Annotated in this window: 21 protein-coding genes; 6 read left to right on the plus strand and 15 right to left on the minus strand. The window is 38.9% G+C overall.

Translation table 11 applies throughout. The features are described 5' to 3' along the window. Positions 1-49 precede the first annotated feature (49 nt). From KFZ58_RS10025 to KFZ58_RS10035, 3 genes are all read left to right on the plus strand, one after another. Positions 50-778: a glycerophosphodiester phosphodiesterase gene (locus KFZ58_RS10025; protein ID WP_235791187.1), complete on the plus strand. Its 729-nt coding sequence runs from the start codon at positions 50-52 to the stop codon at positions 776-778. Between the two features lie 67 nt (positions 779-845). Further along, a complete protein-coding gene (gene rnz / locus KFZ58_RS10030) occupies positions 846-1769 on the plus strand; it encodes a ribonuclease Z (RefSeq protein ID WP_235791188.1) in 924 nt (307 codons plus the stop codon). Between the two features lie 14 nt (positions 1770-1783). Then, positions 1784-3154: an aldehyde dehydrogenase gene (locus KFZ58_RS10035; RefSeq protein ID WP_235791189.1), complete on the plus strand. Its 1371-nt coding sequence runs from the start codon at positions 1784-1786 to the stop codon at positions 3152-3154. 38 nt (positions 3155-3192) lie between these two features. Here KFZ58_RS10035 and KFZ58_RS10040 read toward each other — a convergent pair whose 3' ends face one another. The 5 genes from KFZ58_RS10040 to KFZ58_RS10060 form a co-directional block, all read right to left on the minus strand. After that, positions 3193-4449, minus strand: coding sequence for a DNA polymerase IV (locus KFZ58_RS10040; protein ID WP_235791190.1), 1257 nt, complete (start codon positions 4447-4449; stop codon positions 3193-3195). A 108-nt stretch (positions 4450-4557) separates the two neighbouring features. After that, the gene (locus tag KFZ58_RS10045; RefSeq protein WP_235791191.1) at positions 4558-5682 is read right to left on the minus strand and encodes a M20/M25/M40 family metallo-hydrolase; all 1125 of its coding nucleotides are present in this window, start codon (positions 5680-5682) and stop codon (positions 4558-4560) included. Positions 5683-5743: 61 nt separating this feature from the next. Further along, complete coding sequence (locus tag KFZ58_RS10050; protein ID WP_235791192.1) at positions 5744-7291, minus strand: acyl-CoA carboxylase subunit beta; 1548 nt, start codon at positions 7289-7291, stop codon at positions 5744-5746. After that, the gene (mce, locus tag KFZ58_RS10055; RefSeq protein WP_235791193.1) at positions 7291-8118 is read right to left on the minus strand and encodes a methylmalonyl-CoA epimerase; all 828 of its coding nucleotides are present in this window, start codon (positions 8116-8118) and stop codon (positions 7291-7293) included. The genes KFZ58_RS10050 and mce overlap by 1 nt, the downstream gene beginning before the upstream one ends. 12 nt (positions 8119-8130) lie before the next feature. Continuing rightward, positions 8131-9768 (minus strand): acyl-CoA mutase large subunit family protein, encoded by a 1638-nt coding sequence (locus KFZ58_RS10060; RefSeq protein ID WP_235791194.1) that lies wholly within the window; start codon positions 9766-9768, stop codon positions 8131-8133. Positions 9769-9902: 134 nt separating this feature from the next. On the opposite strand from KFZ58_RS10060, the gene prli42 reads away from it, so the two are divergent. After that, on the plus strand, positions 9903-10040 hold the full coding sequence (prli42, locus tag KFZ58_RS10065; protein ID WP_235791195.1) for a stressosome-associated protein Prli42: 138 nt from the start codon (positions 9903-9905) through the stop codon (positions 10038-10040). 35 nt (positions 10041-10075) lie between these two features. On the opposite strand, the gene KFZ58_RS10070 is transcribed toward prli42, so the two are convergent. The 10 genes from KFZ58_RS10070 to KFZ58_RS10115 all read right to left on the minus strand — a co-directional run bounded on the left by KFZ58_RS10070 (position 10076) and on the right by KFZ58_RS10115 (position 21804). Further along, positions 10076-11047 (minus strand): aromatic acid exporter family protein, encoded by a 972-nt coding sequence (locus KFZ58_RS10070; RefSeq protein ID WP_235791196.1) that lies wholly within the window; start codon positions 11045-11047, stop codon positions 10076-10078. 177 nt (positions 11048-11224) lie between these two features. Then, positions 11225-11656, minus strand: a complete 432-nt coding sequence (locus tag KFZ58_RS10075; protein ID WP_235791197.1) for a BrxA/BrxB family bacilliredoxin — start codon at positions 11654-11656, stop codon at positions 11225-11227. A 104-nt stretch (positions 11657-11760) separates the two neighbouring features. Then, complete coding sequence (locus KFZ58_RS10080; RefSeq protein WP_235791198.1) at positions 11761-13017, minus strand: dihydrolipoamide acetyltransferase family protein; 1257 nt, start codon at positions 13015-13017, stop codon at positions 11761-11763. Between the two features lie 16 nt (positions 13018-13033). Further along, on the minus strand, positions 13034-14017 hold the full coding sequence (locus KFZ58_RS10085; RefSeq protein WP_235791199.1) for an alpha-ketoacid dehydrogenase subunit beta: 984 nt from the start codon (positions 14015-14017) through the stop codon (positions 13034-13036). 15 nt (positions 14018-14032) lie between these two features. Next, entirely contained in the window at positions 14033-15025 is a 993-nt protein-coding gene (locus KFZ58_RS10090) for a thiamine pyrophosphate-dependent dehydrogenase E1 component subunit alpha (RefSeq protein ID WP_235791200.1), read from the minus strand. Positions 15026-15043: 18 nt separating this feature from the next. Continuing rightward, on the minus strand, positions 15044-16465 hold the full coding sequence (gene lpdA, locus KFZ58_RS10095; protein WP_235791201.1) for a dihydrolipoyl dehydrogenase: 1422 nt from the start codon (positions 16463-16465) through the stop codon (positions 15044-15046). Positions 16466-16477: 12 nt separating this feature from the next. After that, entirely contained in the window at positions 16478-17569 is a 1092-nt protein-coding gene (buk, locus tag KFZ58_RS10100) for a butyrate kinase (protein ID WP_235791202.1), read from the minus strand. 33 nt (positions 17570-17602) lie between these two features. Further along, complete coding sequence (locus KFZ58_RS10105) at positions 17603-18697, minus strand: Leu/Phe/Val dehydrogenase (RefSeq protein WP_235791203.1); 1095 nt, start codon at positions 18695-18697, stop codon at positions 17603-17605. Between the two features lie 11 nt (positions 18698-18708). Then, entirely contained in the window at positions 18709-19620 is a 912-nt protein-coding gene (gene yqiS / locus KFZ58_RS10110) for a phosphate butyryltransferase (RefSeq protein WP_235794721.1), read from the minus strand. Between the two features lie 120 nt (positions 19621-19740). Then, positions 19741-21804, minus strand: coding sequence for a sigma 54-interacting transcriptional regulator (locus tag KFZ58_RS10115; protein WP_235791204.1), 2064 nt, complete (start codon positions 21802-21804; stop codon positions 19741-19743). A gap of 134 nt (positions 21805-21938) precedes the next feature. Between KFZ58_RS10115 and KFZ58_RS10120 the strand changes: the two genes are divergently transcribed. Both KFZ58_RS10120 and KFZ58_RS10125 read left to right on the plus strand, forming a co-directional pair. Then, entirely contained in the window at positions 21939-22178 is a 240-nt protein-coding gene (locus KFZ58_RS10120) for a DUF2627 family protein (RefSeq protein ID WP_235791205.1), read from the plus strand. Between the two features lie 234 nt (positions 22179-22412). After that, entirely contained in the window at positions 22413-23759 is a 1347-nt protein-coding gene (locus KFZ58_RS10125; protein WP_235791206.1) for an aspartate kinase, read from the plus strand. Positions 23760-23908: the final 149 nt, after the last annotated feature.

A 23908-nucleotide genomic window follows, 5' to 3' on the forward strand; every position in this document is an offset into this window, starting at 1 on the left:
AATTGACTTTTTTCAGTTAATAAAACACAATAAATGTGAGGTGAATGTATTGAATCCAAAAATTTTTGCGCATCGGGGTGCTAGCAGGCGTGCTCCTGAAAATACAATGTCCGCATTCAAGCTTGCTTATTGTCTGGGTGCGGAAGGGATTGAAACAGACGTTCAATTAACGAAAGATGACATTCCGGTATTGATTCATGATGAACAAGTAAAACGAACAACAAATAGTACCGGTTACGTAAGGGATTTCACATTTAATCAACTAAAACAGTTTGATGCTGGTTCTTGGTTTTCGAAAGAAATTGGTCATGCAACAATCGTTTCCCTTGACGAATTCCTGCAATGGATACACGATAAGCCTTTATGTTTAAATATTGAGCTTAAAAATAATAAAATAGATTATAAGAATCTGGAAGCAATCGTTTATGAAATGATCGATTCCTATCAATTACTAAATCGTACCATATTATCTACATTTAATCCAAACAGTCTAAAACGATTGAGGGAATTTAAAGATATCGAAATTGCCCTTTTAACATTGAAAAAGAATAAAAACCTTGTATCATATGCTCGTGAACTTGGTGCAAATGCAATACATATAAGATACCGTTTACTCGATCCATTCCTTGTTGAAAAGTCCCACAAGGAAAATATGCCAATTCGCGTATTTACAGTTAATAAATTCGCGCATGTGAAAAAGTGTTTATCTTTAGGCTGTAATGGTATTTTTACTGATGTTCCAGATAAGGCTCTGCAATACCGGCAAATGCTCAGGTAATGACTAAGGAGAATTTTAAACAGGAGCAATGACTAGGATTTTAAAACAATACGTTGGAGGATTAGCTATGGAACTGACTTTTCTGGGTACTGGTGCTGGCGTTCCATCAAAAGAACGGAATGTATCAGCTATTATCCTGACATTACTGCAAGAACAAAACAGTATATGGCTATTTGATTGCGGGGAATCTACCCAGCATCAAATATTACATACAAATATTAAACCAGGAAAAATCAATAAAATTTTTATTACACATATGCATGGAGATCATATATTTGGTTTGCCTGGGTTACTCAGCAGCCGGTCTTTTCAAGGTGGATCCGATTTATTAACCGTGTATGGTCCTGCAGGGATTAAAAATTTCATTGAGACAAGTCTTCAAGCAAGCGCAACGCACCTAGCTTATCCACTATCCATTATCGAATATAGTGCGGGGAGGCTTTTTGAAGATGAACTATTTCAGGTTTATACAGAAAAACTGGACCATGCCATACCAAGCTATGGTTTTCGTATTGTGGAAAAAGATAAACCAGGTGAACTATTGGTGAATAAGTTAAAGGATTTCGGTATTATGCCTGGGCCCATATACAAGCAAATAAAGGAAAATGACGTTGTGGAAACAACAGATGGACAGGTGATTCATCGGAAATATTTTATCGGTCCTGATAAAAAAGGACGCATCATAAGTATTTTGGGGGACACACGATCATCTTACCAATACCGTTCATTTGTTGAGGATTCAGATATACTTATCCATGAAGCTACATTTGGAAAAGAAAAAGAAACAATGGCACATCAGTATTTTCATTCGACGACTACACAGGCAGCCACACTTGCCAAACAGAGTAATGTTAAAAGATTAGTATTAACTCATATATCCTCTCGCTATCAAAAGGAAGAAACCCGAGAGTTAGTAACAGAAGCAAGGGAGATTTTCCCAAACACTGTGCTTGCTAATGATTTTCAACACGTGGCTATAGACAAAAAGTAGAGGAGAGATTTTACATGAAGCAAATCGAGGAAGTTGTTGCCCATCAACGCGCGTTTTTTCTGAATGGAAACACTTTGGACTACGCCGTTCGCAAAGAGCAATTACAAAAATTAAAAGAAATGCTAAAAACGAATGAAAGAGGGATTTATCACGCGCTTAAAAAAGATTTAAATAAATCAAGGCATGAAACCCTTACAACGGAACTAGGCTTTTTATACACCGAACTGGATTTTGCAATTAAAAATCTCAGTGGTTGGATGGAACCAACGAAAGTTCGTTCACCTATCACGCATAAAGGAAGCAAAAGCTTTATTTTAAAAGAACCCTATGGTGTCAGTCTGATAATGTCTCCATGGAATTACCCCCTGCAATTAGCACTTGCCCCTGCTATTGGTGCAATTGCTGCAGGGAATTGTGTTGTGTTAAAACCATCCGAACATACAGAGGCTACCTCAGCACTGCTTGCAGACATGATACAAGATACCTTTAATCCTTCTTATATCACTGTCCTGGAGGGAGGAAAGGAAACAAGCGAGGAATTATTAAAGCAGCGATTTGATTATATATTCTTCACAGGAAGTACAGAGGTCGGGAAAGTAATTATGAAAGAAGCTAGCACACATCTGACTCCCGTAACACTCGAATTAGGTGGTAAAAGCCCGGCAATTGTTGATAAGGATGCAAATATAAACCTGGCTGCCAAGCGAATCGTCTGGGGGAAATTTACGAATGCAGGGCAAACATGTGTAGCACCTGATTACGTATATGTACATGAAAAAGTTAAATTTAAATTATTAAAAGCAATGAAAAAACAAATTAAATCTTTTTATGGGAAGGAGCCATTGAAGAATGATGATTACATACGTATCATCAACGAAAAGCACTTTAATAGATTGGTCCAATTCCTATCTGAAGGAACCCCGTTGCATGGTGGTGACACCGATCCGGCCGCATTAAAAATAGAGCCAACGATTCTTGATAAAATTACCTGGAACCATTCGATTATGCAGGAAGAAATATTTGGTCCCATCCTCCCCATTTTATCTTTTACCAATGTAGAGGATGCTGCAGCAGTCATCAGAGCTAAGGAAAAACCACTAGCACTTTACTATTTTAGTGAAGATGGCAAAATGCAGGAACAAATTATGCAGTATTTATCCTTTGGCGGAGGCTCGATTAATGATACGATATATCACTTGAGCAACCCTCATCTGCCTTTTGGGGGTGTCGGTGCAAGTGGAATGGGCTCATACCATGGTAAATATAGTTTTGATACATTTTCACATGATAAAAGCATTTTAAAGCAATCTACCAAATTTGATATTCCTTTCCGTTACCCGGGCAACAAATTTGCAGAATCCGTTACAAAAAGAATCATGAAATAATAAACAAGCTCACAGCCTCTTATTTGGATGTGAGCTTGTTATTTTCTTTTATAATCATCCAGAAAATCTTTTTGAAAACTTGTCCTTGGTTGATCATCCTCAACGCTGCTCGTGCCATCCAATTGCTTAAACGGATTTTTACCGTACTTTTCGGAAAGAGCATCAATCGCTACGTACAGGTTTTCTTTTCTGGCATGCTTTTCATACGTAAACAAATCCAACTGCTGACCGATATGTTCCTTTTCATCCACATCCTGCAGGGTAATTCCAAGAAGACGAATAGGCTCTAAATTCCAGTGCTTTTGCAATAATTCATTTGCAACATGAAGAATATCATCTTTAGATTCAATGTAGGATTGTAGCTTTTTACTTCTTGTAATTGTTCTTCGGTCATGGTAGCGTATCATCAGCTGTACACTTCGCCCTGCTGCCTTTTTTCGCTTCACACGGCGATCCACATTGTCTGCGAGCTGGTGCATAAGGGTCCTTATTTCTTTTTCATCTGTGGTGTCATGGGATAATGTTTGTGAGCTTCCAATACTTTTAAAATCATGTACAGCATTTGGGTCAACAGGTCTCATGTCCATCCCGTTTGCTCGTTGCTTTAAGCGTTCGCCATTTATTCCCAACATCTGTTTAAGCTGATATACATCTTTTTTTGCGAGATCACCTATTGTTTTAATGTCGATGGTTTTTAACTTTTCTGAGGTTTTTTCACCAACGCCATACATTTCCTCTATTGGGAGCGGCCATAAGGTTTGTGATAATTCCCTTTTTCGCAAAATCGTAATCCCAAGTGGTTTTTTGATGTCTGATGCCATTTTTGCTAAAAATTTGTTTGGGGCTATTCCAATACTGCATGGTAATCTGAGCTCTTCTAATATTTTTTTCTGCAGATTTTCTGCGATGCGTAGCGGGCTCTCGTCATGCTCTGTGTCGGTAACATCCATATATCCTTCATCAATGGAAACCGGTTGAACATGAGGCGTTATGTCGGAAAGCATTTGGAAAATTTGTTTAGAAGCTGTTCGATAGCGATCAAAATTAGGACGCATAATAATTAACTCTGGACACAGCCTTTTCGCCTCACGTAATTGCATCGTTGTTTTAACACCTTTGGCCCTAGCTTCATAGCTGCTTGTCACTACAATTCCCTTGCGTTCTTCCGGATTCCCGGCAATTGCTAGGGGTTTGCCTTTAAGTTTTGGATCGTGAGCCATTTCTACAGAAGCATAAAAACAATTCATATCAATATGAAAAATAACCCGACCTTTTCTTGCGCTCGGCTGTTCCATATAGACTCCATCCTTTACAACATAATTAATACTTTTAGTCTATTATAACATATAAAAGGACCCTCCAGGCAGGAAAGGCTTAGCCCTGAAAAGTCCTCGAAATACTCATTATTTTGCCGCCTGTTTGCTAATTTCTGTAATTAGTTCGGTGATTTTCACTAATTCTTCAACCGGAATTCGCTCATTTGTTGTATGGATTTCTTCGTACCCAACAGCCAAATTAACGGTAGGAATTCCGAATCCGGCAATGACATTCGCATCACTGCCACCACCACTTTCTAATAGTTTGCTCCTGCGACCAATTTCACTAGCTGCTTTTCGGGCAACTTCAACAACTTGATCGCCTTCTTGCTGCTTGTATCCAGGATATTTTATATCAACCGTTACATCAGCAGAGCCACCTTGTTCTTCAGCCGTCTTTTCAAATGCTTCCTTCATTTTTGTAACTTGTGCTTCCATTTTTCCCGGAATCAGTGATCTAGCCTCTGCTAAAATTTCAACATGGTCTGCTACGATATTAGTTTTAGTTCCACCTTCAAAACGCCCAATATTAGCTGTTGTCTCCTTATCGATTCGACCAAGAGGCATGTTGGAAATGGCTTTTGCTGCTATGGTGATAGCAGAAACGCCTTTCTCAGGTGCTACACCGGCATGCGCTGTTTTTCCCTTAATGACAGCAGAAATCTTTGCTTGTGTAGGCGCTTCGATGATAATATCGCCTACCGCTCCATTGCTGTCAACGGCGTAGCCATATTTTGCGTTTAATAAGGAAGAATCCAATGCTTTTGCTCCTACTAATCCGGATTCTTCGCCCACTGTGACAACAAATTGAATATCTCCATGCTTTATAGCGTTTTCCTCCATGATCCGGATCGCCTCCAGCATGGCGGCAAGTCCTGCCTTATCATCTGCTCCCAAGATAGTTGTCCCATCTGAGATAATATAGCCGTCTTGTATAGAAGGTTTAATCCCATTACCAGGAACAACTGTATCCATATGGGATGTGAAATAAATTGGATCTGCTTCTTTTTTATTCCCTTTTAACGTACAAATGAGATTACCGGCACCATGCCCTGTTTTTTCTTTACTTGCATCCTCTGTAACTTCCAGGCCTAAATCTTTAAATTTACGTTTTAATACTTCAGCTATATCCGCTTCATGTTCTGTCTCTGAATCAATCTTTACAAGTTCAAAAAATTCATTAACTAATCGTTCCTGATTTACTGAGCTCATTTTTACAAATCCTCCAACGTAAGTTCGTTTACAATAAGTTTGTTACTCATTGAATCCCTGTCTACAACGGGATGTTGCCATGCTTTTTCTTCGGTCTTTCCTCCTGCTTATTATATAACATCTCCAAGGCCTGAATGAGATTGATACGTGTTTCCCTTGGATCAACCACATCATCAACCATGCCCAGTCCAGCGGCAATATATGGATTTGCGAATTTCTCCCGGTATGTATTTATTTTTTCCTGCCGGGTTTCTTCGGGGTTTTCACTTTCAGCAATTTCTTTAGCAAAGATAATATTAGCTGCACCCTCAGGGCCCATAACTGCAATCTCGGCATTTGGCCATGCATAAACAAGATCTGCGCCGATGGATTTACTATTTAGCGCGACATAAGCTCCACCATATGCCTTCCTTGTAATCACCGTAATTTTTGGAACAGTTGCCTCTGAATAGGCATATAAAATTTTGGCCCCATGACGAATAATACCGCCATGTTCCTGTTTTACACCAGGGAAAAATCCGGTTACATCCTCAAAGGTAATGATTGGAATATTAAAAGAATCACAGAATCGGATAAACCTGGCTGCCTTGTCACTGGAATCAATGTCAAGCCCGCCTGCCATATATTTTGGCTGGTTACAGACTAAGCCAATCGTTTCCCCTTTTATACGTGCAAAACCAACAACGATATTCTTCGCAAAATCGGGATGAATTTCAAAAAAGCTATTCTTATCAACTATTTGGTCAATTACGTTTTTAACATCATAAGCAATTTTAGAATCAAATGGAACGATGTCTACTAAATCCGGACGCAGATTATTTTCGTCTTTACTTGCTAATCTAGCAGCTTTCTCCTGATTATTTGCTGGTAGATAGGCAATTAAATCACGAACCGCATCCAATGCTTCTTCTTCACTAGTTGTTTTAATATGTGCATTCCCGCTTTTAGAATTATGAATATCGGCGCCACCTAAATCTTCTGAAGAAATCTTCTCACCAGTTACGGTTTCAATAACTTTAGGGCCTGTAATAAACATTTGGGATGTCTTTTCAACCATAATCACAAAATCGGTAATAGCCGGTGAATAAACAGCACCACCAGCGCTTGGACCGAGTATAACAGATATTTGTGGGATAACACCTGAATAAATAGTATTACGGTAAAAAACTTGCCCATATCCATCAAGTGAAGATACGCCTTCTTGAATGCGTGCGCCCCCGGAATCATTTAATCCGACAAATGGAACACCGTTTTTAGCAGCTAAATCCATGACTGCTGCAATTTTCTTTCCATGCATTTCACCAAGGGCGCCACCATATACAGTGAAATCCTGTGCAAACAAATAAAGCGGCTTGCCGTTAATTTTCCCGTATCCTGTGACAACACCTTCTCCCTTGGCATCGTTGTTATTCATCCCAAAATCGGATGATCGGTGTTCAATAAAAGGGTTTAATTCTACAAATGAATGTTCATCAAGTAAATAATCAACACGTTCTCTGGCGGTCATCTTCCCTTTTGCATGTTGTTTATCAATTCGCTCGTCTCCACCACCAAGTTCTGATCTTCTTCGTTTATCGTATAGCTCATTAATTTTATCAAATATATCCATTATTCTTCACTTCCCTCGCCTGCCTGCTGAGCCAATTCTACTAATACACCGTTCGCTGCTTTTGGATGGATAAAAGCGATTTGGCTGTTATGTGCCCCTGATTTCGCCTTCTCATTGATTAATCGAACACCCTCTGATTTTAATTGGTTTAAACGAGCTTCGATATTATCAACTTCTACTGCAATATGATGGATCCCCTCTCCTTTTTTATCCAGGAACTTTTGAATTGGTGATGAATCATTTAGTGGCTCCAGCAATTCGAAACGTGATTCGCCAATTTTTAAGAAAGCAATTTTTACTCCTTCCGAATCTACTTTTTCCACGCCTTCTAATTCCATACCTAATGAATCTGTATAAAATGCAAGAGTATCGTCAATATTACGTACCGCTATTCCAACATGGGCAATTTTTTTAGGATTATCTACAGCTGCGCCTATTGGTTCAATCAATTCCTGAATATATGATGCTAAAGACTCGGTAGAAGAACCACTTGTAAATATTCTTTTGATACCTTTATCCAGTAAAAATGGTATATCTTCACTTGGAATTACCCCACCGCCAACAACAGGAATATCAGTAGCATCTCTTTTTTTTAATTCATCGATTATCTTTGGAAATAATGTTTTATGTGCTCCTGATAAGGAAGACAGGCCAATGACATCCACGTCTTCCTGAACGGCTGCTTGTGCTATTTGTACAGGAGTTTGCCTCAGTCCGGTATAAATAACTTCCATTCCATGGTCACGAAGCGCCTGAGATATCACCAATGCTCCCCGGTCATGCCCATCAAGTCCAGGTTTAGCAACCAATACACGAATTTTTCCCATAGTATCTCCCCTTTATATGCCTGTATATTCTCCAAATTCATCACGCATTACATTGCAAATTTCCCCAATCGTGGCATATACCTTAACTGCATCCAAAATGAATGGTATTATGTTTACATCTTCCGTTTTAGCAGCTACCCGAATCGCTTCTAATGCCCGTGAAACATCTGCATTATTTCGCTGGCCTCTTATTTCTTCAACTGATTTTATTTGTGCTTGTTCAAGTTCTTCATTAACTTTGAGTAAATCCGGATTGATTTCTTCATCAAGTTTAAATTTGTTTAGGCCAACAATAATCTCTTCTTCTTTTTCGATCCCTTTTTGTATTTCATATGCATTTTGCTGAATTTCCCGTTGCATATACCCTTCTTCTACTGCCTGAACGGCGCCACCTATTTCTTTAATCCGATCCAAATATGCATTAACTTCTTTTTCCATGCGATCGGTTAATTCTTCTACATAATAGGAACCTCCTAATGGATCAATCGTATCACCTATACCGCTTTCATTTGCGATAATTTGTTGTGTTCTTAGTGCAATACGAGCTGATTCTTCTGTAGGTAACGACAGCGCCTCATCCCGCGAATTCGTATGGAGACTTTGTGTTCCGCCCATAACTGCGGCGAGCGCTTGCAATGTAACACGGACAATATTATTATCCGGCTGTTGAGCAGTTAATGTTGATCCACCTGTTTGGGTATGAAACCTTAATTTCCAACTTTTTTCATTTTTTGCCTTGTAATGCTCTTTCATTATTTTGGCCCATATTCTTCTTGCCACGCGGAATTTAGCTACCTCTTCAAAGAAGTTATTATGGGCATTAAAGAAAAACGCTAGTCTTGGGGCAAAGGTGTCCACATCAAGCCCTGACTCAATCGCTGCATCAACATATGCCATTCCGTTTGCGATGGTAAATGCTGCTTCTTGAACTGCGTTTGACCCTGCCTCACGAATATGATAACCGGAAATACTAATCGTATTAAATTTCGGAACATTTTCTTGGCAGTATTCAAATATATTCGTAATTAATCGCATAGATGGTTTAGGTGGATATATGTAAGTTCCTCTAGCAATGTATTCTTTTAAAATATCATTTTGAATCGTTCCAGTTAGTTTTTCAAGCGGCACTCCTTGTTTTTGGCCAACAGCAATATACATACATAGTAAGACAGAAGCCGGTGCGTTAATCGTCATGGATGTACTTACTTTATCTAGAGGGATTTGATCCAGTAATTTCTCCATATCTTCTAGCGAATCGATTGCCACTCCGACTTTTCCTACTTCCCCTTCAGCCATGACATCATCTGAATCATAACCAATTTGTGTTGGTAAATCAAACGCAACTGAAAGTCCTGTTTGACCTTGCTCCAATAAATACCTAAACCGCTTATTGGTTTCAACTGCAGATCCAAATCCTGCATACTGGCGCATTGTCCAAAAACGACTGCGGTACATAGTTGGCTGTATCCCTCTTGTATATGGGTAATGACCTGGAAACCCCAGGTGATCAGACTCTGACGTATATAATCGTTCCACTTCAATACCTGAAGATGTCGTAAAAGGGTTCTTTCTTTCAGGAAAGCGCTTTATTGTTGCGTCAACAGATTTCTCCCAGTTCTTTTTTCCATTGTTCATCTTCTTATCACTCATTTTAGGAATACCCCCATTCAGTTAGAAAATTAAACTTCATATAATTTCTATTGTTCACTATTTTTTAATACTTGTCCAATATCGATTTTAACGATAAAATACAACTAGGATACAGGAATAAAGGAGGATTTTATATGGCTACAAAACAACGTAATCAACAAACCAAAAGAAAACCATCAAAGCGCGAACGCAGGGCAAAAGTATTGATCTATATCATGATTCTCGCAATGCTTCTGTCATCACTTACCGCTGGGTTAGCAATGTTTATATAAAACGTGCGACTGGAATGCATTAGATTCCAGTCTTTTTATTCTACACTACTTTTTCTTTTGATATCACTCTTTTTATATTTCCTTTTTAAATTTAAATAGTCTTCAATTTCATGCAGTAAGCGGAATAAATTCGCTCTTGTTTCAAATTCTTCTTGTGTTTCCGGGAGATCTTCCTGATTAAACTCGCTCCGCAATTCTTCCAAATCATCCAAGAATAAAGCTGCTGTATTCTCGGGATGCACAGATTCTGATAAATTTTCAAAAAAGACGGCAATTTTTTCAGAGATGGAGTCTTTATTCGGTAATTTCGTCACGAGTGGAAGCATTCGTTGTAATAGCTCAAACTGCCGCGTGCGCATCTTAAAATATTCATGGTATGGATGTTTACTCCGCAATAGATGATTTTCCCGATCACGTTCTACTAAATCCTCTGCTTCTTGTAAAATTTCTTCCGTTTCCGATACTTCTTTGCCATCCCATGATACATTTTTATTTCTTATGTACAGTGCTATTTCATATAATATTATTTTAAAATTAGCTTCCAGTTTGTTTTGTTGTTTCTTTAAATCCACATCCAAGCTGGGCATATATAAATTTAAAAGAAAAGCGGTCCCTATCCCGATAATGATGATTAGAAGCTGTTCAATAATAAATGTAGATGACATATTGGAAAAACTATACAAATTTAACGTGATAACAGAACTGGTTGCTATTCCAGGTGTGATTTTTAGAAAAACAGTTGTTGGAATAAATGCAATTAACATTAAAGCTACAGCAATTGTATTATAACCAATCGTTTCAAAAAAGATAAATGAAAATAAAATTGCCAAAATACAAGCAAAAAAACGATGCCATGCACTTAAGAAAGATTTTTTTCTTGAAGGCTGAATACATAATATGGTTAATATGCCTGCTGATACAAAGTTTGTCAGGTCTAAGAATTGAGCAATCGAAATTGCAATGGGGGTCCCTATCGCGGTCTTAATTGTTCGATAGCCAATTTTCACGGTAAAAACTCCCTTATTTTATAGAACATCCAATATCATTTGTAATAAAATGAGACTGACCCACTTAAAATAGAGACAGTCTCATGGTCACTAGATTCTCTAGCGTTGTATAGAAAACGACGGACTCTTCAAATACAGGCAAAAGCCCCTGCTTAAATCTTGAATTTTGACTAGTTTCTAGACCTCTTTACAATGGTCATCAAAGATAGTTTGAAGCTTGCCAACAACATCAACAGCGCTAAATCCTTCTATATCATGACGCTCTAACATTGTAACAATTTTACCATCTTTTAAGAATGCAAATGAGGGTGAAGATGGTGGATAGCCTTCGAAATATTCACGGGCTTTTTCCGTTGCTTCACGATCCTGCCCAGCAAATACTGTGACTAGGTTGTCCGGGCGCTTATCATAATGAACAGAATTCGCCGCAGCTGGACGGGCAATCCCACCAGCACAACCACATGTTGAATTGACCATTACTAAAGTTGTACCATCCTTCGTCAGGGCATTATCAACATCTTCTGTGCTTGTGAGCTCTTGATAACCTGCTTCTCTTACATCTTTACGAGCAGCATCTACCACATCGTTCATGAATAGGTTAAAATCCATCTGAACTTCCATCCCCTTTTTGAATTTAAGTATAGTGAAGCATATTTCCAGCTTATCAATTTTATCCAATTATTTCAATTCTAAATGCTTATTCTCGGGAGAGTTTAGTATACATTCGTCGTATCTTTATTGATATTTTCCAAAATCTCCTTAACACGTGCAAGGAACTGTCCGGAAACAACCCCATCCAAAATACGATGATCCAGTGATAGACACAGGTTGACCATGTCCCTTGCTGCAAACATGTCATTGATAATAACAGGGCGTTTGACAATAGACTCAACTTGCAAGATAGCTGCTTGTGGATGGTTAATTACCCCCATGGAATGAATCGAGCCAAATGAGCCTGTATTATTAACAGTAAATGTACCACCCTGCATATCATCTGCTGTTAACGCGTTTGATCTCGCTTTCATAGCAAGATCATTAATATCTTTTGCGATACCTTTAATGCTTTTTTCATCCGCATGCTTAATAACTGGTACGAAAAGTTCTTGATCTTTTGCAACAGCGATAGACAGGTTAATGTCTTTTCGCTGGATGATCTTATCATCTGCCCACCTACTATTAAGCTGAGGAAATTCTTTTAACGCTTGAGCTACCGCTTTTACAAAGAAAGCAAAAAATGTTAGGCTAAATCCTTCTTTTTGCTTGAATTCATTCTTTATCTGGTTTCTGTAATTGACAAGACCTGTTACATCAGCTTCTACAGTCATCCAGGCATGAGGAATTTCCTGAGTAGAGCGCACCATATTTTGCGCAATTGCTTTACGCACTCCGGTCACCGGAATTTCAATGTCACCATCTTGTGCTGTTTGCTTGGCTATAGGCGTTTCTTTTGCCTCATTAGCTGTTCCTTTTTCAGACTGTACAGGATTAGAAGTAGCCGGTTTTTTACTCTGGCCAGTTTCGATTACTTTTTCAATGTCTTTCCTTGTAATCCTACCACCACGACCAGTTCCATTTATAGATTCCAACTCGATACCATTTTCAATCGCCATGCTTAGAACTGCTGGGGAGTAACGCTTTTTCATCGATTGATCTTCTGAAGCTGATTCTTCTTGTTCTGTGTCACTCTTTTCATCAGTTTTTTCATCTGCTTGGGTCTCAGAAGCTCCACCTTCTATATCGACATAACACATCAATTCTCCAACAGCAATCGTATCCCCTTCTTGTGCTACAAGCTCTTTAATAACGCCGGTAAATGATGATGGGACTTCAGCATTTACTTTGTCTGTCAACACTTCGGCAATGGGATCATATTTATTCACTTTATCTCCGGCACTGACTAGCCAGGAGCTAATTGTTCCTTCTGTTACACTTTCACCTAATTGGGGCATATTTATTTTTTCTACAGCCATACTATCCCTCCTTTTTTTAAAATTCTGCTAGTTCACGCATTGCGTTTTCTATTTTTTCAGGATTAATCATAAAATACTTTTCCATGGTTGGCGCAAATGGCATGGCAGGTATATCCGGGCCAGCCAATCGCTGCACAGGCGCATCCAGATCAAACAAGCAGTTCTCAGCAATGATTGCTGCTACCTCACCGATAATACTCCCTTCCTTATTATCTTCTGTGATCAGTAACACTTTACCTGTCTTTTTCGCAGCTTCTACGATTGCTTCTTTGTCCAATGGGTATATCGTTCTTAAATCGAGAATATGTGCATCAATTCCTTCTTCAGCCAACTTTTCAGAGGCTTGAAGGGCAAAATGAACACTTAAACCATAGGTAATGACTGTAATATCCGATCCTTTGCGTTTTACATCCGCTTTACCAATCGGAAGAACGTAATCATCGTCCGGTACTTCTCCTTTAAGCAGGCGATAAGCACGCTTATGTTCAAAAAATAACACTGGATCATTATCACGGATCGAAGCCTTCAACAATCCCTTCACATCATAAGGTGTCGATGGCATAACGATCTTTAAGCCTGGTTGATTGGCGAATATCGCCTCTACCGACTGAGAATGGTATAATGCTCCATGTACGCCACCACCATATGGTGCGCGAATGGTTATCGGAGCGTCCCAATCATTATTGGAGCGATAGCGTATTTTGGCCGCTTCTGAAATGATCTGGTTTACAGCAGGCATAATAAAATCAGCAAATTGCATTTCAGCTACGGGACGCTTTCCATACATGGCTGCTCCAATTCCTATCCCGGCGATCGCTGATTCGGCAAGTGGTGTATCTAATACGCGGGACCCGCCGAATTCATCGTATAAACCGTCTGTGGCTCGAAAAACACCGCCTTTTTTCCCAACATCTTCCCCTAAGATAAATACGTTTTCATCACGCTGCATTTCTTCTTTTAAAGCAGTCGTTATTGCCTCAATATATGACATTACTGGCATCGTACATTTCCCTCCCTACTGTTCGTATACATAGTCTAAAGCAGTTTCAGGCGCTGCATATGGCGCGTTTTCGGCGTAATCTGTTGCTTCATTAACCAACGTGCTAATTTCTTCGTTTATTTCTTCCTCTATCTTATCCGTTAGAATATCCAATTCTTTTAAGTAAGCAGCAAATGTGATAATGGAGTCATTTTTCTTCGCTTCTTCTATTTCTCCTTTGTCACGATATAAACTGTCATTATCATCACTTGAGTGTGCTGTAAAGCGATAAGTGATTGCTTCTATTAAAGTTGGACCTTCGCCTTTTATTGCTCGCTCTCTTGCTGCTTTAACGACCTCATACACTTTCAAGGGATCATTTCCATCTACTGTATACCCTGGCATGCCATATGCCACCACTCGGTCAGAAACCTTATCTGTTGCCAGTTGTTTTTCAATCGGTACAGAAATGGCATATTTATTATTTTCAACCATTGTGATGACAGGTAATTTATGCACTCCTGCAAAATTTAAACCTTCATGAAAATCTCCTTGGTTGGACGACCCTTCGCCTAACGTTGTGAACGAAACGACATCCTTTTTCTCCATTTTAGTGGCCAATGCTACGCCAACTGCATGGGGAAGCTGTGTTGTAACAGGAGAGGATCCAGTCAGAATTCTGTTTTTCTTTTGACCAAAATGCCCAGGCATCTGTCTGCCACCAGAGTTAGGGTCTTCTGCCTTAGCAAATCCCGATAACATAAGATCTTTGGCAGTCATCCCAAATGCCAGAACAATACCAAGGTCCCGGTAATACGGGGCAACATAATCATTCTCCCGATCCAGGGCAAAAGACGCCCCTACTTGCGCCGCTTCTTGACCTTGGCAGGAAATCACAAATGGTATCTTCCCTGCGCGATTTAACAGCCACATTCTTTCATCAACTTTCCTTGCTAATAACATTGTTTTAAACATTTCCAGTGCTTGGTCATCCGTTAAGCCTAATGCTTCATGACGATTCGTTGCCATTACACGTACCTCCTTGTTTTACCCATGAATTTGTATTCCTTCAACAGCTAATGCTCCTTCTTCCATTACTTCTGAAAGGGTTGGGTGTGGGTGGATGCTTTGTGTTATTTCCCAAGGTGTTGCGTCAAGTACTTTTGCAAGTCCTGCTTCGGAAATCATGTCCGTAACGTGTGGTCCGACCATATGGATACCTAATAAGTCCTCTGTATTTTTGTCGGCGATTATTTTCACAAAACCATCTGAGTCCCCGTGGACAAGTGCTTTGCCAATCGCGTTGAATGGGAATTTTCCAATCTTAATTTCAAACCCTTTTGATTTCGCTTGTTTCTCTGTTAATCCAACACTAGCAACCTCCGGACTTGAATAGATACAGGATGGAACATTATTATATTCGATTGGGAATGGATCTTGGCTTGCCATATGTTCTACAGCCACTTTCCCTTCATGAGATGCCACATGGGCTAATTGCATCCCTCCAATCACATCACCTATTGCATAGATGTGTGACTCTTTTGTTTGGAAATACTTATTTGTTTGAACAAAACCTTTTTCAACCATAATGTCCGTATTTTCCAAGCCAATGTTTGTTGTGTTTGCCTTGCGACCAACAGATACCAGCATTTTATCTGCCTTGAAGGTTTTATTTTCTCCTTTTATTTCAGCATCTATGGACACGCCTCTGTCTTTTGATAGTGTATCCGTTAGAATGTTGGCACCTTTAACAAAGGTTATCCCTTTCTGTTTCAAAAGCTTTTCGACTTCATTTGCTATTGTCTCATCTTCTGTTGGAAGAATTTGATCTAAGTATTCTACAACAGTGACTTCTACGCCGAAGTCTCTGAGCATGGATGCCCATTCAATTCCTATTACTCCACCCCCAACAATAATAATAGATTCCGGTAACTCTTCCATATTTAATGCTTCATCAGAACTCATGACAAATGACTCATCAATATCCAGTCCAGGGAGTGATTTAGGCGTAGATCCGGTTGCAATTAATACATTTTTAGGGACAATCATGGTATTTTCTTCTCCGCTCTCATATTCAATAGAAATCGTACCAGGCATTGGCGAGAAAATACTCGGTCCTAAAATTCGGCCAAAACCCTCATATACATCAATTTTGCCTTTTTTCATTAACCCTTGAACACCTTGATGTAATTTTTTTACAATAGTCTTTTTTCTTTCCTGCACTTTTGTAAAGTTTAATGTAGGTATATTTGTTTCTATGCCATATTCAGTTGCTTCAATCGTTTGTCTGTATACTTCCGCACTGCGTAATAATGCTTTGGAGGGGATACATCCCCGATGCAGGCAAGTTCCGCCAAGTTCACCCTTTTCCACGATAGCTACCTGCATACCCAGTTGAGAGGCTCGTATTGCAGCAACATAACCACCAGTCCCTCCGCCAAGTACAACCAAATCATAATCTTTCGTCATATATTTCACTCCCTAGTGTATTGAGATATTCGAATATACTTTAGGACTTTCTTCTTCTCTTAGTATCCTTAGCACACCTTCATTTAATGCCTGTAATTCATTTTCCCCAGGGTAGATCATGGTGTCAGCTATCCATTTAACACGTTTTGTTATCATGTCAACAAATTTTTTGCCGTAAGCTAGACCGCCTGTTAAGACGATCGCATCTACATTTCCGTACAATACGGCACTCATGGAACCTATTTCTTTTGCAATTTGATAAGCCATGGCGTCATAGATAAGTTCTGCATCCCTATCCCCATTCTCAATTCTTTTTTCTATTTCAACGGCGTCATTTGTTTGTAAATAGGCCATTAAGCCACCTTCACCGACAATTTTTTTCATTACTTCATCCCGGTAATACTGCCCGGAAAAACATAAAGAAACTAAATCGCCAGCAGGGACAGTTCCCGCGCGTTCAGGAGAAAATGGTCCGTCACCATGCAGTCCATTATTAACATCGATGACTTTTCCGTTCTGATGGGCGCCTATGGTTATCCCCCCGCCCATGTGTGTGACGATTATATTGATACTTTTATAATTTTCATTTAGATCCATTGCGGCTTTTCTTGCTACCGATTTTTGATTTAACGCATGAAATATGCTTTTTCTCGGGATATCAGGCACCCCTGAAATTCTGGCTATTTCTTCTAATTCATCTACGACAACGGGATCAACGATATATGCAGGGATATTTAATCCAGATGCTATTTCATGTGCAAGGATACCACCAAGATTAGAAGCATGCTCCCCGTTTAAACCACTTTGTAAATCCTGCAGCATGGCGCTATTTACTTCATAGGTGCCACCTTCTATTGGCCTTAACAATCCACCTCTGCCACAAACAGCACTTAATTTTGATATATTGATTCCTTCATGATCCAGCGTTTCCAGGATTACGTTTTTACGAAAATTATATTGGTCGATAATTCGATTGAAGTAACGTATATCATCTACGTTATGTCGGATCGTTTTTTCAACGATACAAATTTCATCATCAAAAACGCCGATTTTCGTTGATGTTGATCCTGGATTTATAATTAGAACGCGGTATAGTGGTTGCAAAAAATCTGACCTCCATTTTCAAACTTACGAACGTTATCTTCTGCTTAATACGTGATGTTCATTTAATAGAAATTGATTTCTTGAATTTCTTAATGATTTTATTCTTTCTTCTGCCATTCTATCTGCTGCAGCGTATGTAGGAATATTATCACGTCTGGAAATTTCAAATACTTTACTTAAGCTATCATAAATTGTTTCTACTTTTTTCATGGCTCTGTCCTGATTATACCCGTTTAATTCATCCGCCACATTTATCACACCACCGGAATTGATTACATAATCCGGCGCGAAAACAATTCCTTTTTCATGGATAATATCACCATGTTCTGGTTTTTTTAATTGATTATTTGCAGACCCTGCAATTACTTTTGCTTTTAATCTCGGTATTGTATCATCATTAATAACCCCGCCAAGTGCGCATGGTGCATAAATATCACAATCAACATCATAAATAGCTTCCGGCTCAACAGCACTAGCTCCAAAAGCTTCAACAGCGCGGCTTGCAGCTTCTTTATTAATATCTGTTACGATTAATGTTGCTCCTTCTTTATGCAAGTACTCACATAATGCATAGGCCACACTTCCAACACCTTGAACAGCAATTGTTCTCCCTTCTAATGACTCATCACCGTACGCCTCGTTCGCTGCAGCTTTTATCCCTTTATATACACCATAGGCAGTTACTGGTGAAGGGTTTCCTGAAGTGCCAGAAAATCTTGAAATTCCAGTAACAAAATCTGTTTCCATATGAATTAAATCCATATCCTGTTCCGTGGTTCCTACATCTTCAGCTGTAATATATCGTCCATTTAATCCCTCGATATAGCGTCCAAATGCACGGAACATTTCGGGATTTTTATCTGTTTTAGGATCCCCAATAATAACCGTTTTCCCACCACCAAGATTTAAACCGGCTGCAGCGTTTTTATATGTCATCCCTTTTGCTAACCTCAGTGCATCTTCAACCGCTTCAGCTTCTGAGTTATATGTCCACATTCTTGTACCACCAAGTGCAGGTCCCAGCGTCGTATCATGGATGGCGATAACTGCTTTTAATCCTGAATTTTTATCTTGACAAAAAATCAATTGCTCATAATCATACTCTTCCATCGAACTAAATATTTCCATGTATAATCCTCCTAAAACGTTTTAGATGATACGAGTGCTAAGGTCAACGAATGTATTTTACTTTCAGCTGAATCAGCACGTGATGTTAAAATTATCGGAGCCTTTGCGCCACTAATTATGGCTGCAACTGTAGCATTCGCAAAGTATATAAATGATTTGTATAAGGCGTTTCCTACTTCTATTGTTGGTACCATTAAAATGTCAGCTGTTCCACCAACATCTGAATGAATGTTCTTGTGACTTGCGGCTTCAAGCGATACAGCATTATCGAATGCTAATGGGCCATCAATAAGACAATCTTTTATCTGTCCTCTATTATTCATTTGTGTTAAAACTGCAGCATCTACAGTTGACGGCATCGCTTGATTGATAACTTCAACTGGTGCAAGTGCGGCAACTTTAGGTTCCTCGAGTCCGACCCCGTGTGCCACTTGAACCGCATTATTTATGATCTCAACTTTTTCCTGAAGACTTGGTGTAATATTCATTGCAGCATCTGTTAAAAAAAGAAGACGATCCTGGTTTGGTATTTCAAAAAGCGCCACATGTGACAGCACATTTCCCGTACGAAGACCATATTCTTTATTTAATACTGCTTTTAATATTTCATTTGTTGAGAGGTTGCCTTTCATTAAAATCTGTGCTTCTTTATGGTGGACAGCCATAACGGCAGAACGCGCAATATCTGAATTCGTACTTTCATGTCGAACAACTAGCCCGTCTGTCGATAAGTCTAAATGGATGCTCTCGGCAATATTGGTGATTTTTGTTTCATCTCCAAACAATAGAAAAAAGCATAACTCCTCTTTCAAAGCTGTCTTTACTGCTATAAGCACTTCTTTATCTGCAGCATTTGCCACAGAAACAATTTGTTTTGTTTCTTGCTGTATATTCCATTTCAATGATGCTAATGATCTTTTCATACTTACCCCCCTCACCACTGCCTCTACTACTCCTATTGCAAAAGTCATGCCAACTTCCCAATGTTGTAAGCGCTTCATTTATGTGATCCACCTCAACGCAATTATTTGCAAACATGCAGTTTATTGCATGCTGGGTTTTTCAATTTTGTATTTCTCCAACTTATAATAAAGATTTCGAATGGATATATTTAAATCTTTGGATGTCTTCGTCTTATTAAACTTATTCCGTTTATAAGCCTCAAAAATGAATTCTTTTTCATAGTTTTCAACAGCGCTTTGCAATGGTTGGTTAGTGTTGGTCGGCGGCCCACTATATGTTGACGTAGCTGATGGAGCCTCTAATTCAGGGATATGTCCCTGTTTAATAACCTCTTCATTCATATCCATGTAAATGATAGCTCGACCAATGACATTTTCCAGCTCACGTATGTTCCCTGGCCACTGATATTTCTGTAAATTAACAAGTGCTTGCTCACCTATGGAGCGGACATTTCTTCCATAATCCGCATTAATCTTTTGTATAATATGATCAACTAATTCCGGTAAATCAGTTATCCTTTCACGTAAAGATGGAATAAAAATAGGAAGGCGATTTAACCGATAATATAAATCCTCTCGAAAGGATCGATTCATAATTGCCTTTTCCAGATTAATATTGGTGGCAGCAATGACTCGTACATTTAAGGATATTGGCTCCGTTCCACCTACACGAACAATTTCATTTTCCTGTAGTACTCGAAGTAACTTCGCTTGCATATTTAAGGAGAGTTCCCCAATTTCGTCCAGAAAAATGCTCCCTAAATTCGCTTCCTCAAACAGTCCTCTTTTACCGCCATGTTTTGCTCCTGAGAAGGCTCCTTCCTCGTATCCAAAAAGTTCACTCTCCAAAATAGATTCAGCGATTGCGGCACAATTAACCCTAATAAATTTATTATGTTTCCGGTCACTTTCATTATGGATCGCATGTGCGAAAAGTTCTTTCCCGGTTCCTGAGTCACCCCGCAGTAAAACAGTTGCAGGGGTTTTGGCACCTACCTTGGCTTGTTCCAATGCTAGTCTCATTTCAGGAGAGGTTCCGATAATATCATCGAATGTGTACTTTGCCTCTAAGTTTCGAATGATTTGCCTGGCTCGTTTTAATTCCGATGTTAATGATTGTATTTCAGAAACATCATGCAGCACACCGACACTTCCTTTTAATTTTCCATCGACAATCACTGGCGCTACGTTTACCAGTACTTCCTTTTTTCCCGGACCAACCTTCATTCGTACACCGCGGACAGCACGTCTGGTTTTTAGTACTTTCATATGCATGCTCTCACCTTCAGATATATCAGCACTTGCCGGATGCCCAACAATATCCGCTTCTTTCATACCTGTGATTTGGGTATAGGCTGGATTTATGATAAGCCCTTTACCATTTTCATCAACGACACTTATTGCCTCGTCAGACGATTGAATAATCGCTTCCAGCATTGTTTTTATTTCTTTTAAATCCGTATTTTCTTCCGCTAAATTCATAACTTCTGTTATGTCCTTAAATATAGCGAAAGCACCGATTAAACGATCATCGGCATTGATTATTGGAATACGGGTAGTAATGACCTTTTTATCATTCTCCAGAAATAGTTTCTGGTTTACTTCCTTTCGTTGACTACGTAGAATTTGTGGTAATCTTGTGTTAGGAACAACATCTTTTATATGCTGACCTTCAGACTTTTCCTTGGAATATCCAACAATTCTTTCAGCGCTCTTATTAACAAATTGAACAATTTCTTGATTGTTAATAACAATCATTCCATCACGGATATTATTTAGGATCAATTCCTGATTATTCATTTGTAGCTTTATTCGTTCTAATAAGCTTTCCTTTTCATCAAAAAGCTCGGAAATTATGTATGCAACTGTTCCAGGAATAATAACTGTATGTCTATTTCTTAATTTCATCATTTCCGCTAAAACGTGTTCATCACCTGTTGCCTCAATGATAATATCAATATTTTGATCGATCCAGTTTTTCCAATTCGTATCAATTGGAATATGATATTCTTTCGCCAATCCAAAACCGCTGGCATCTTTATTATGATCGATAACACCTACGATCTTCATTCGCTTTGCAGCGTACAAGATCTTTAAAAGTGACGTTCCGCCCTTGCCTGCCCCAACAATAAGCACACGTTTCATTTTATCCCACCCTGCATTTTTTTGCATGCTTTTATCATACGATATCTTGCATGTTTTAGCAAATTGCATTTCATTTCTATTCCGTAAAATTTTTGGTATACTAACGCTAGTATATACATAAGAGGGGAAATAAAATGGTTAGAATCATTGCTGTATCATTATTATTCATTCCTGGCATTCTTGCGGCTTATGGGATAAAGCTCATGCGTGATACATTATTTAATGAATTTAATCCGATTTTTTTCCATGCGGGCATTCAATTTTTTGTAGGTGCCCTGTTGTTAGTGGGAGGAATTGGATTTATAGGTGGCTTTCTTGTGCATCGTGATAGGAAAAAAAATCTTGTTCAAAAACGACATAAACGGACGGATTAAGGATGGAGATTTATTCCATCTTTTTTCATTGATAAAAAAGGATAAAACTTTCTTATTTGCATAGGTGCAGGCTTTGGTTTTTACCTTAAGAGCTTGCACTCCATAGCATAACGGTTTCTAAGGAAGTACAGAAAGCTTTCATAATAAAAGCCAAGTTTTCTAATTTCACCTAAACAGATCTGGAAATGTATGTTATCATATAAAAAATCACCAACTTGGGAGGAATTCTTAGAGATGAAAGTAGCAAAATTTGGGGGAAGCTCTGTTGCGAGTGCAACACAGATAGAAAAAGTAGGTAATATCATTAAAACAGATCCAAATCGAAAATTCATTGTCGTATCTGCTCCAGGTAAACGACATAAAGAAGATTTTAAAATCACCGATATGCTAATCCAGATTGGGAATGCTTTTAAAAATGATGAATCTTACACGGAATATGTAAATATAATTACTGATCGCTTTAGCGAAATCATTGAAGAACTCAAGCTACCGCAATCTATTGTAACGGATATCGAACAATCTATACATGCTGTATTAACAAAAGATGATGGAGCAGCAGTAAAGCTCGATTCCCTGAAAGCTATTGGAGAAGATAGTTCAGCTAAAATTCTAAGTGCATATTTGAATAAAATTGGACTGGGGGCCAGTTACATAAACCCGCAGGAAGCTGGCATCATTGTTAGTAACGACCCAGGAAATGCACATATACTGCAGGAAAGTTTTTCTGAAATTTATTCCCTGCGAAAAAAAGACGGAATATTAGTTATACCTGGATTCTTTGGATATACCAAAAGCGGAGGACTGATGACTTTTTCACGTGGTGGCTCAGACATAACGGGATCAATTGTTGCTGCAGGAGTGAAAGCAGAGTTATATGAGAATTTTACCGATGTAGATTCGGTCTATAAAGTTAATCCAAATTTTGTCAGTAATCCTAAAAAAATAACAACATTAACCTACAAAGAAATGCGCGAATTATCTTATGCCGGATTTTCTGTATTCCATGATGAAGCACTCATTCCTGCTTTTAAGGAACAGATTCCAGTCTGTATTAAGAATACCAATAATCCAGATCTTCCAGGCACAAATATTGTTGCGGAAAAAAGGACAGACGAGAAATGTGTAGTCGGGATTGCGAGTGATACCGGGTTCAGCAGTTTATATGTGAGTAAATATTTAATGAACCAGGAAGTGGGATTTGGTCGTAAACTATTGCAAATTATAGAGGAAGAAGGGGTTTCATTTGAACATGCCCCATCCGGGATTGATGATTTGTCAGTCATTATTCGTCAGAGCAAACTAACAACTGAAAAAGAAAACAATATTATAAGTCGAATTAAAAATGAACTCAATCCCGATATGGTAAACATACAAAAAGATTTAGCAGTAATTATGGTTGTAGGTGAGGGTTTAATGAATACGATAGGTATTGCAGGAAAAGCAACTGCAGCATTTGCTGAAGCGAATGTAAATATTGTCATGATTAACCAAGGTTCCTCGGAAGTGTCCTTAATGTTCGGAATCGAAAAAGAAGGACTGGACCGGGCGCTTCAATCCTTATACACCGCCTTTTTTGAATAAGGCTGTTTTCTAAAAGATTGGGACTGCACCAAAGGTTCGTCCCACCGAAAACATTTATAGCTTTTGACACAAAATATGTAGACTGCGACACAATTGCTGTTTGCTATAATCGCCGTTCGGGTGAGCGAAGGGCGGATGCTTTCCGCGGG

The organism is Virgibacillus sp. NKC19-16 (assembly GCF_021560035.1).
GTDB lineage: Bacteria > Bacillota > Bacilli > Bacillales > Amphibacillaceae > Virgibacillus_L > Virgibacillus_L salidurans.

Coding starts and splice junctions, on each gene's coding strand:
- KFZ58_RS10080 (WP_235791198.1), bottom strand. CDS start 13,017: ATGGCTGTAGAAAAAATAAATATGCCCCAATTAGGTGAAAGTGTAACA.
- KFZ58_RS10060 (WP_235791194.1), bottom strand. CDS start 9,768: ATGAGTGATAAGAAGATGAACAATGGAAAAAAGAACTGGGAGAAATCT.
- KFZ58_RS10040 (WP_235791190.1), bottom strand. CDS start 4,449: ATGGAACAGCCGAGCGCAAGAAAAGGTCGGGTTATTTTTCATATTGAT.
- mce (WP_235791193.1), bottom strand. CDS start 8,118: ATGGGAAAAATTCGTGTATTGGTTGCTAAACCTGGACTTGATGGGCAT.
- KFZ58_RS10035 (WP_235791189.1), top strand. CDS start 1,784: ATGAAGCAAATCGAGGAAGTTGTTGCCCATCAACGCGCGTTTTTTCTG.
- prli42 (WP_235791195.1), top strand. CDS start 9,903: ATGGCTACAAAACAACGTAATCAACAAACCAAAAGAAAACCATCAAAG.
- KFZ58_RS10105 (WP_235791203.1), bottom strand. CDS start 18,697: ATGGAAATATTTAGTTCGATGGAAGAGTATGATTATGAGCAATTGATT.
- KFZ58_RS10075 (WP_235791197.1), bottom strand. CDS start 11,656: ATGGATTTTAACCTATTCATGAACGATGTGGTAGATGCTGCTCGTAAA.
- KFZ58_RS10045 (WP_235791191.1), bottom strand. CDS start 5,682: ATGAGCTCAGTAAATCAGGAACGATTAGTTAATGAATTTTTTGAACTT.
- KFZ58_RS10085 (WP_235791199.1), bottom strand. CDS start 14,017: ATGCCAGTAATGTCATATATTGAGGCAATAACGACTGCTTTAAAAGAA.
- KFZ58_RS10125 (WP_235791206.1), top strand. CDS start 22,413: ATGAAAGTAGCAAAATTTGGGGGAAGCTCTGTTGCGAGTGCAACACAG.
- KFZ58_RS10050 (WP_235791192.1), bottom strand. CDS start 7,291: ATGGATATATTTGATAAAATTAATGAGCTATACGATAAACGAAGAAGA.
- KFZ58_RS10115 (WP_235791204.1), bottom strand. CDS start 21,804: ATGAAACGTGTGCTTATTGTTGGGGCAGGCAAGGGCGGAACGTCACTT.
- KFZ58_RS10120 (WP_235791205.1), top strand. CDS start 21,939: ATGGTTAGAATCATTGCTGTATCATTATTATTCATTCCTGGCATTCTT.
- KFZ58_RS10090 (WP_235791200.1), bottom strand. CDS start 15,025: ATGGCAACGAATCGTCATGAAGCATTAGGCTTAACGGATGACCAAGCA.
- rnz (WP_235791188.1), top strand. CDS start 846: ATGGAACTGACTTTTCTGGGTACTGGTGCTGGCGTTCCATCAAAAGAA.
- lpdA (WP_235791201.1), bottom strand. CDS start 16,465: ATGACGAAAGATTATGATTTGGTTGTACTTGGCGGAGGGACTGGTGGT.
- yqiS (WP_235794721.1), bottom strand. CDS start 19,620: ATGAAAAGATCATTAGCATCATTGAAATGGAATATACAGCAAGAAACA.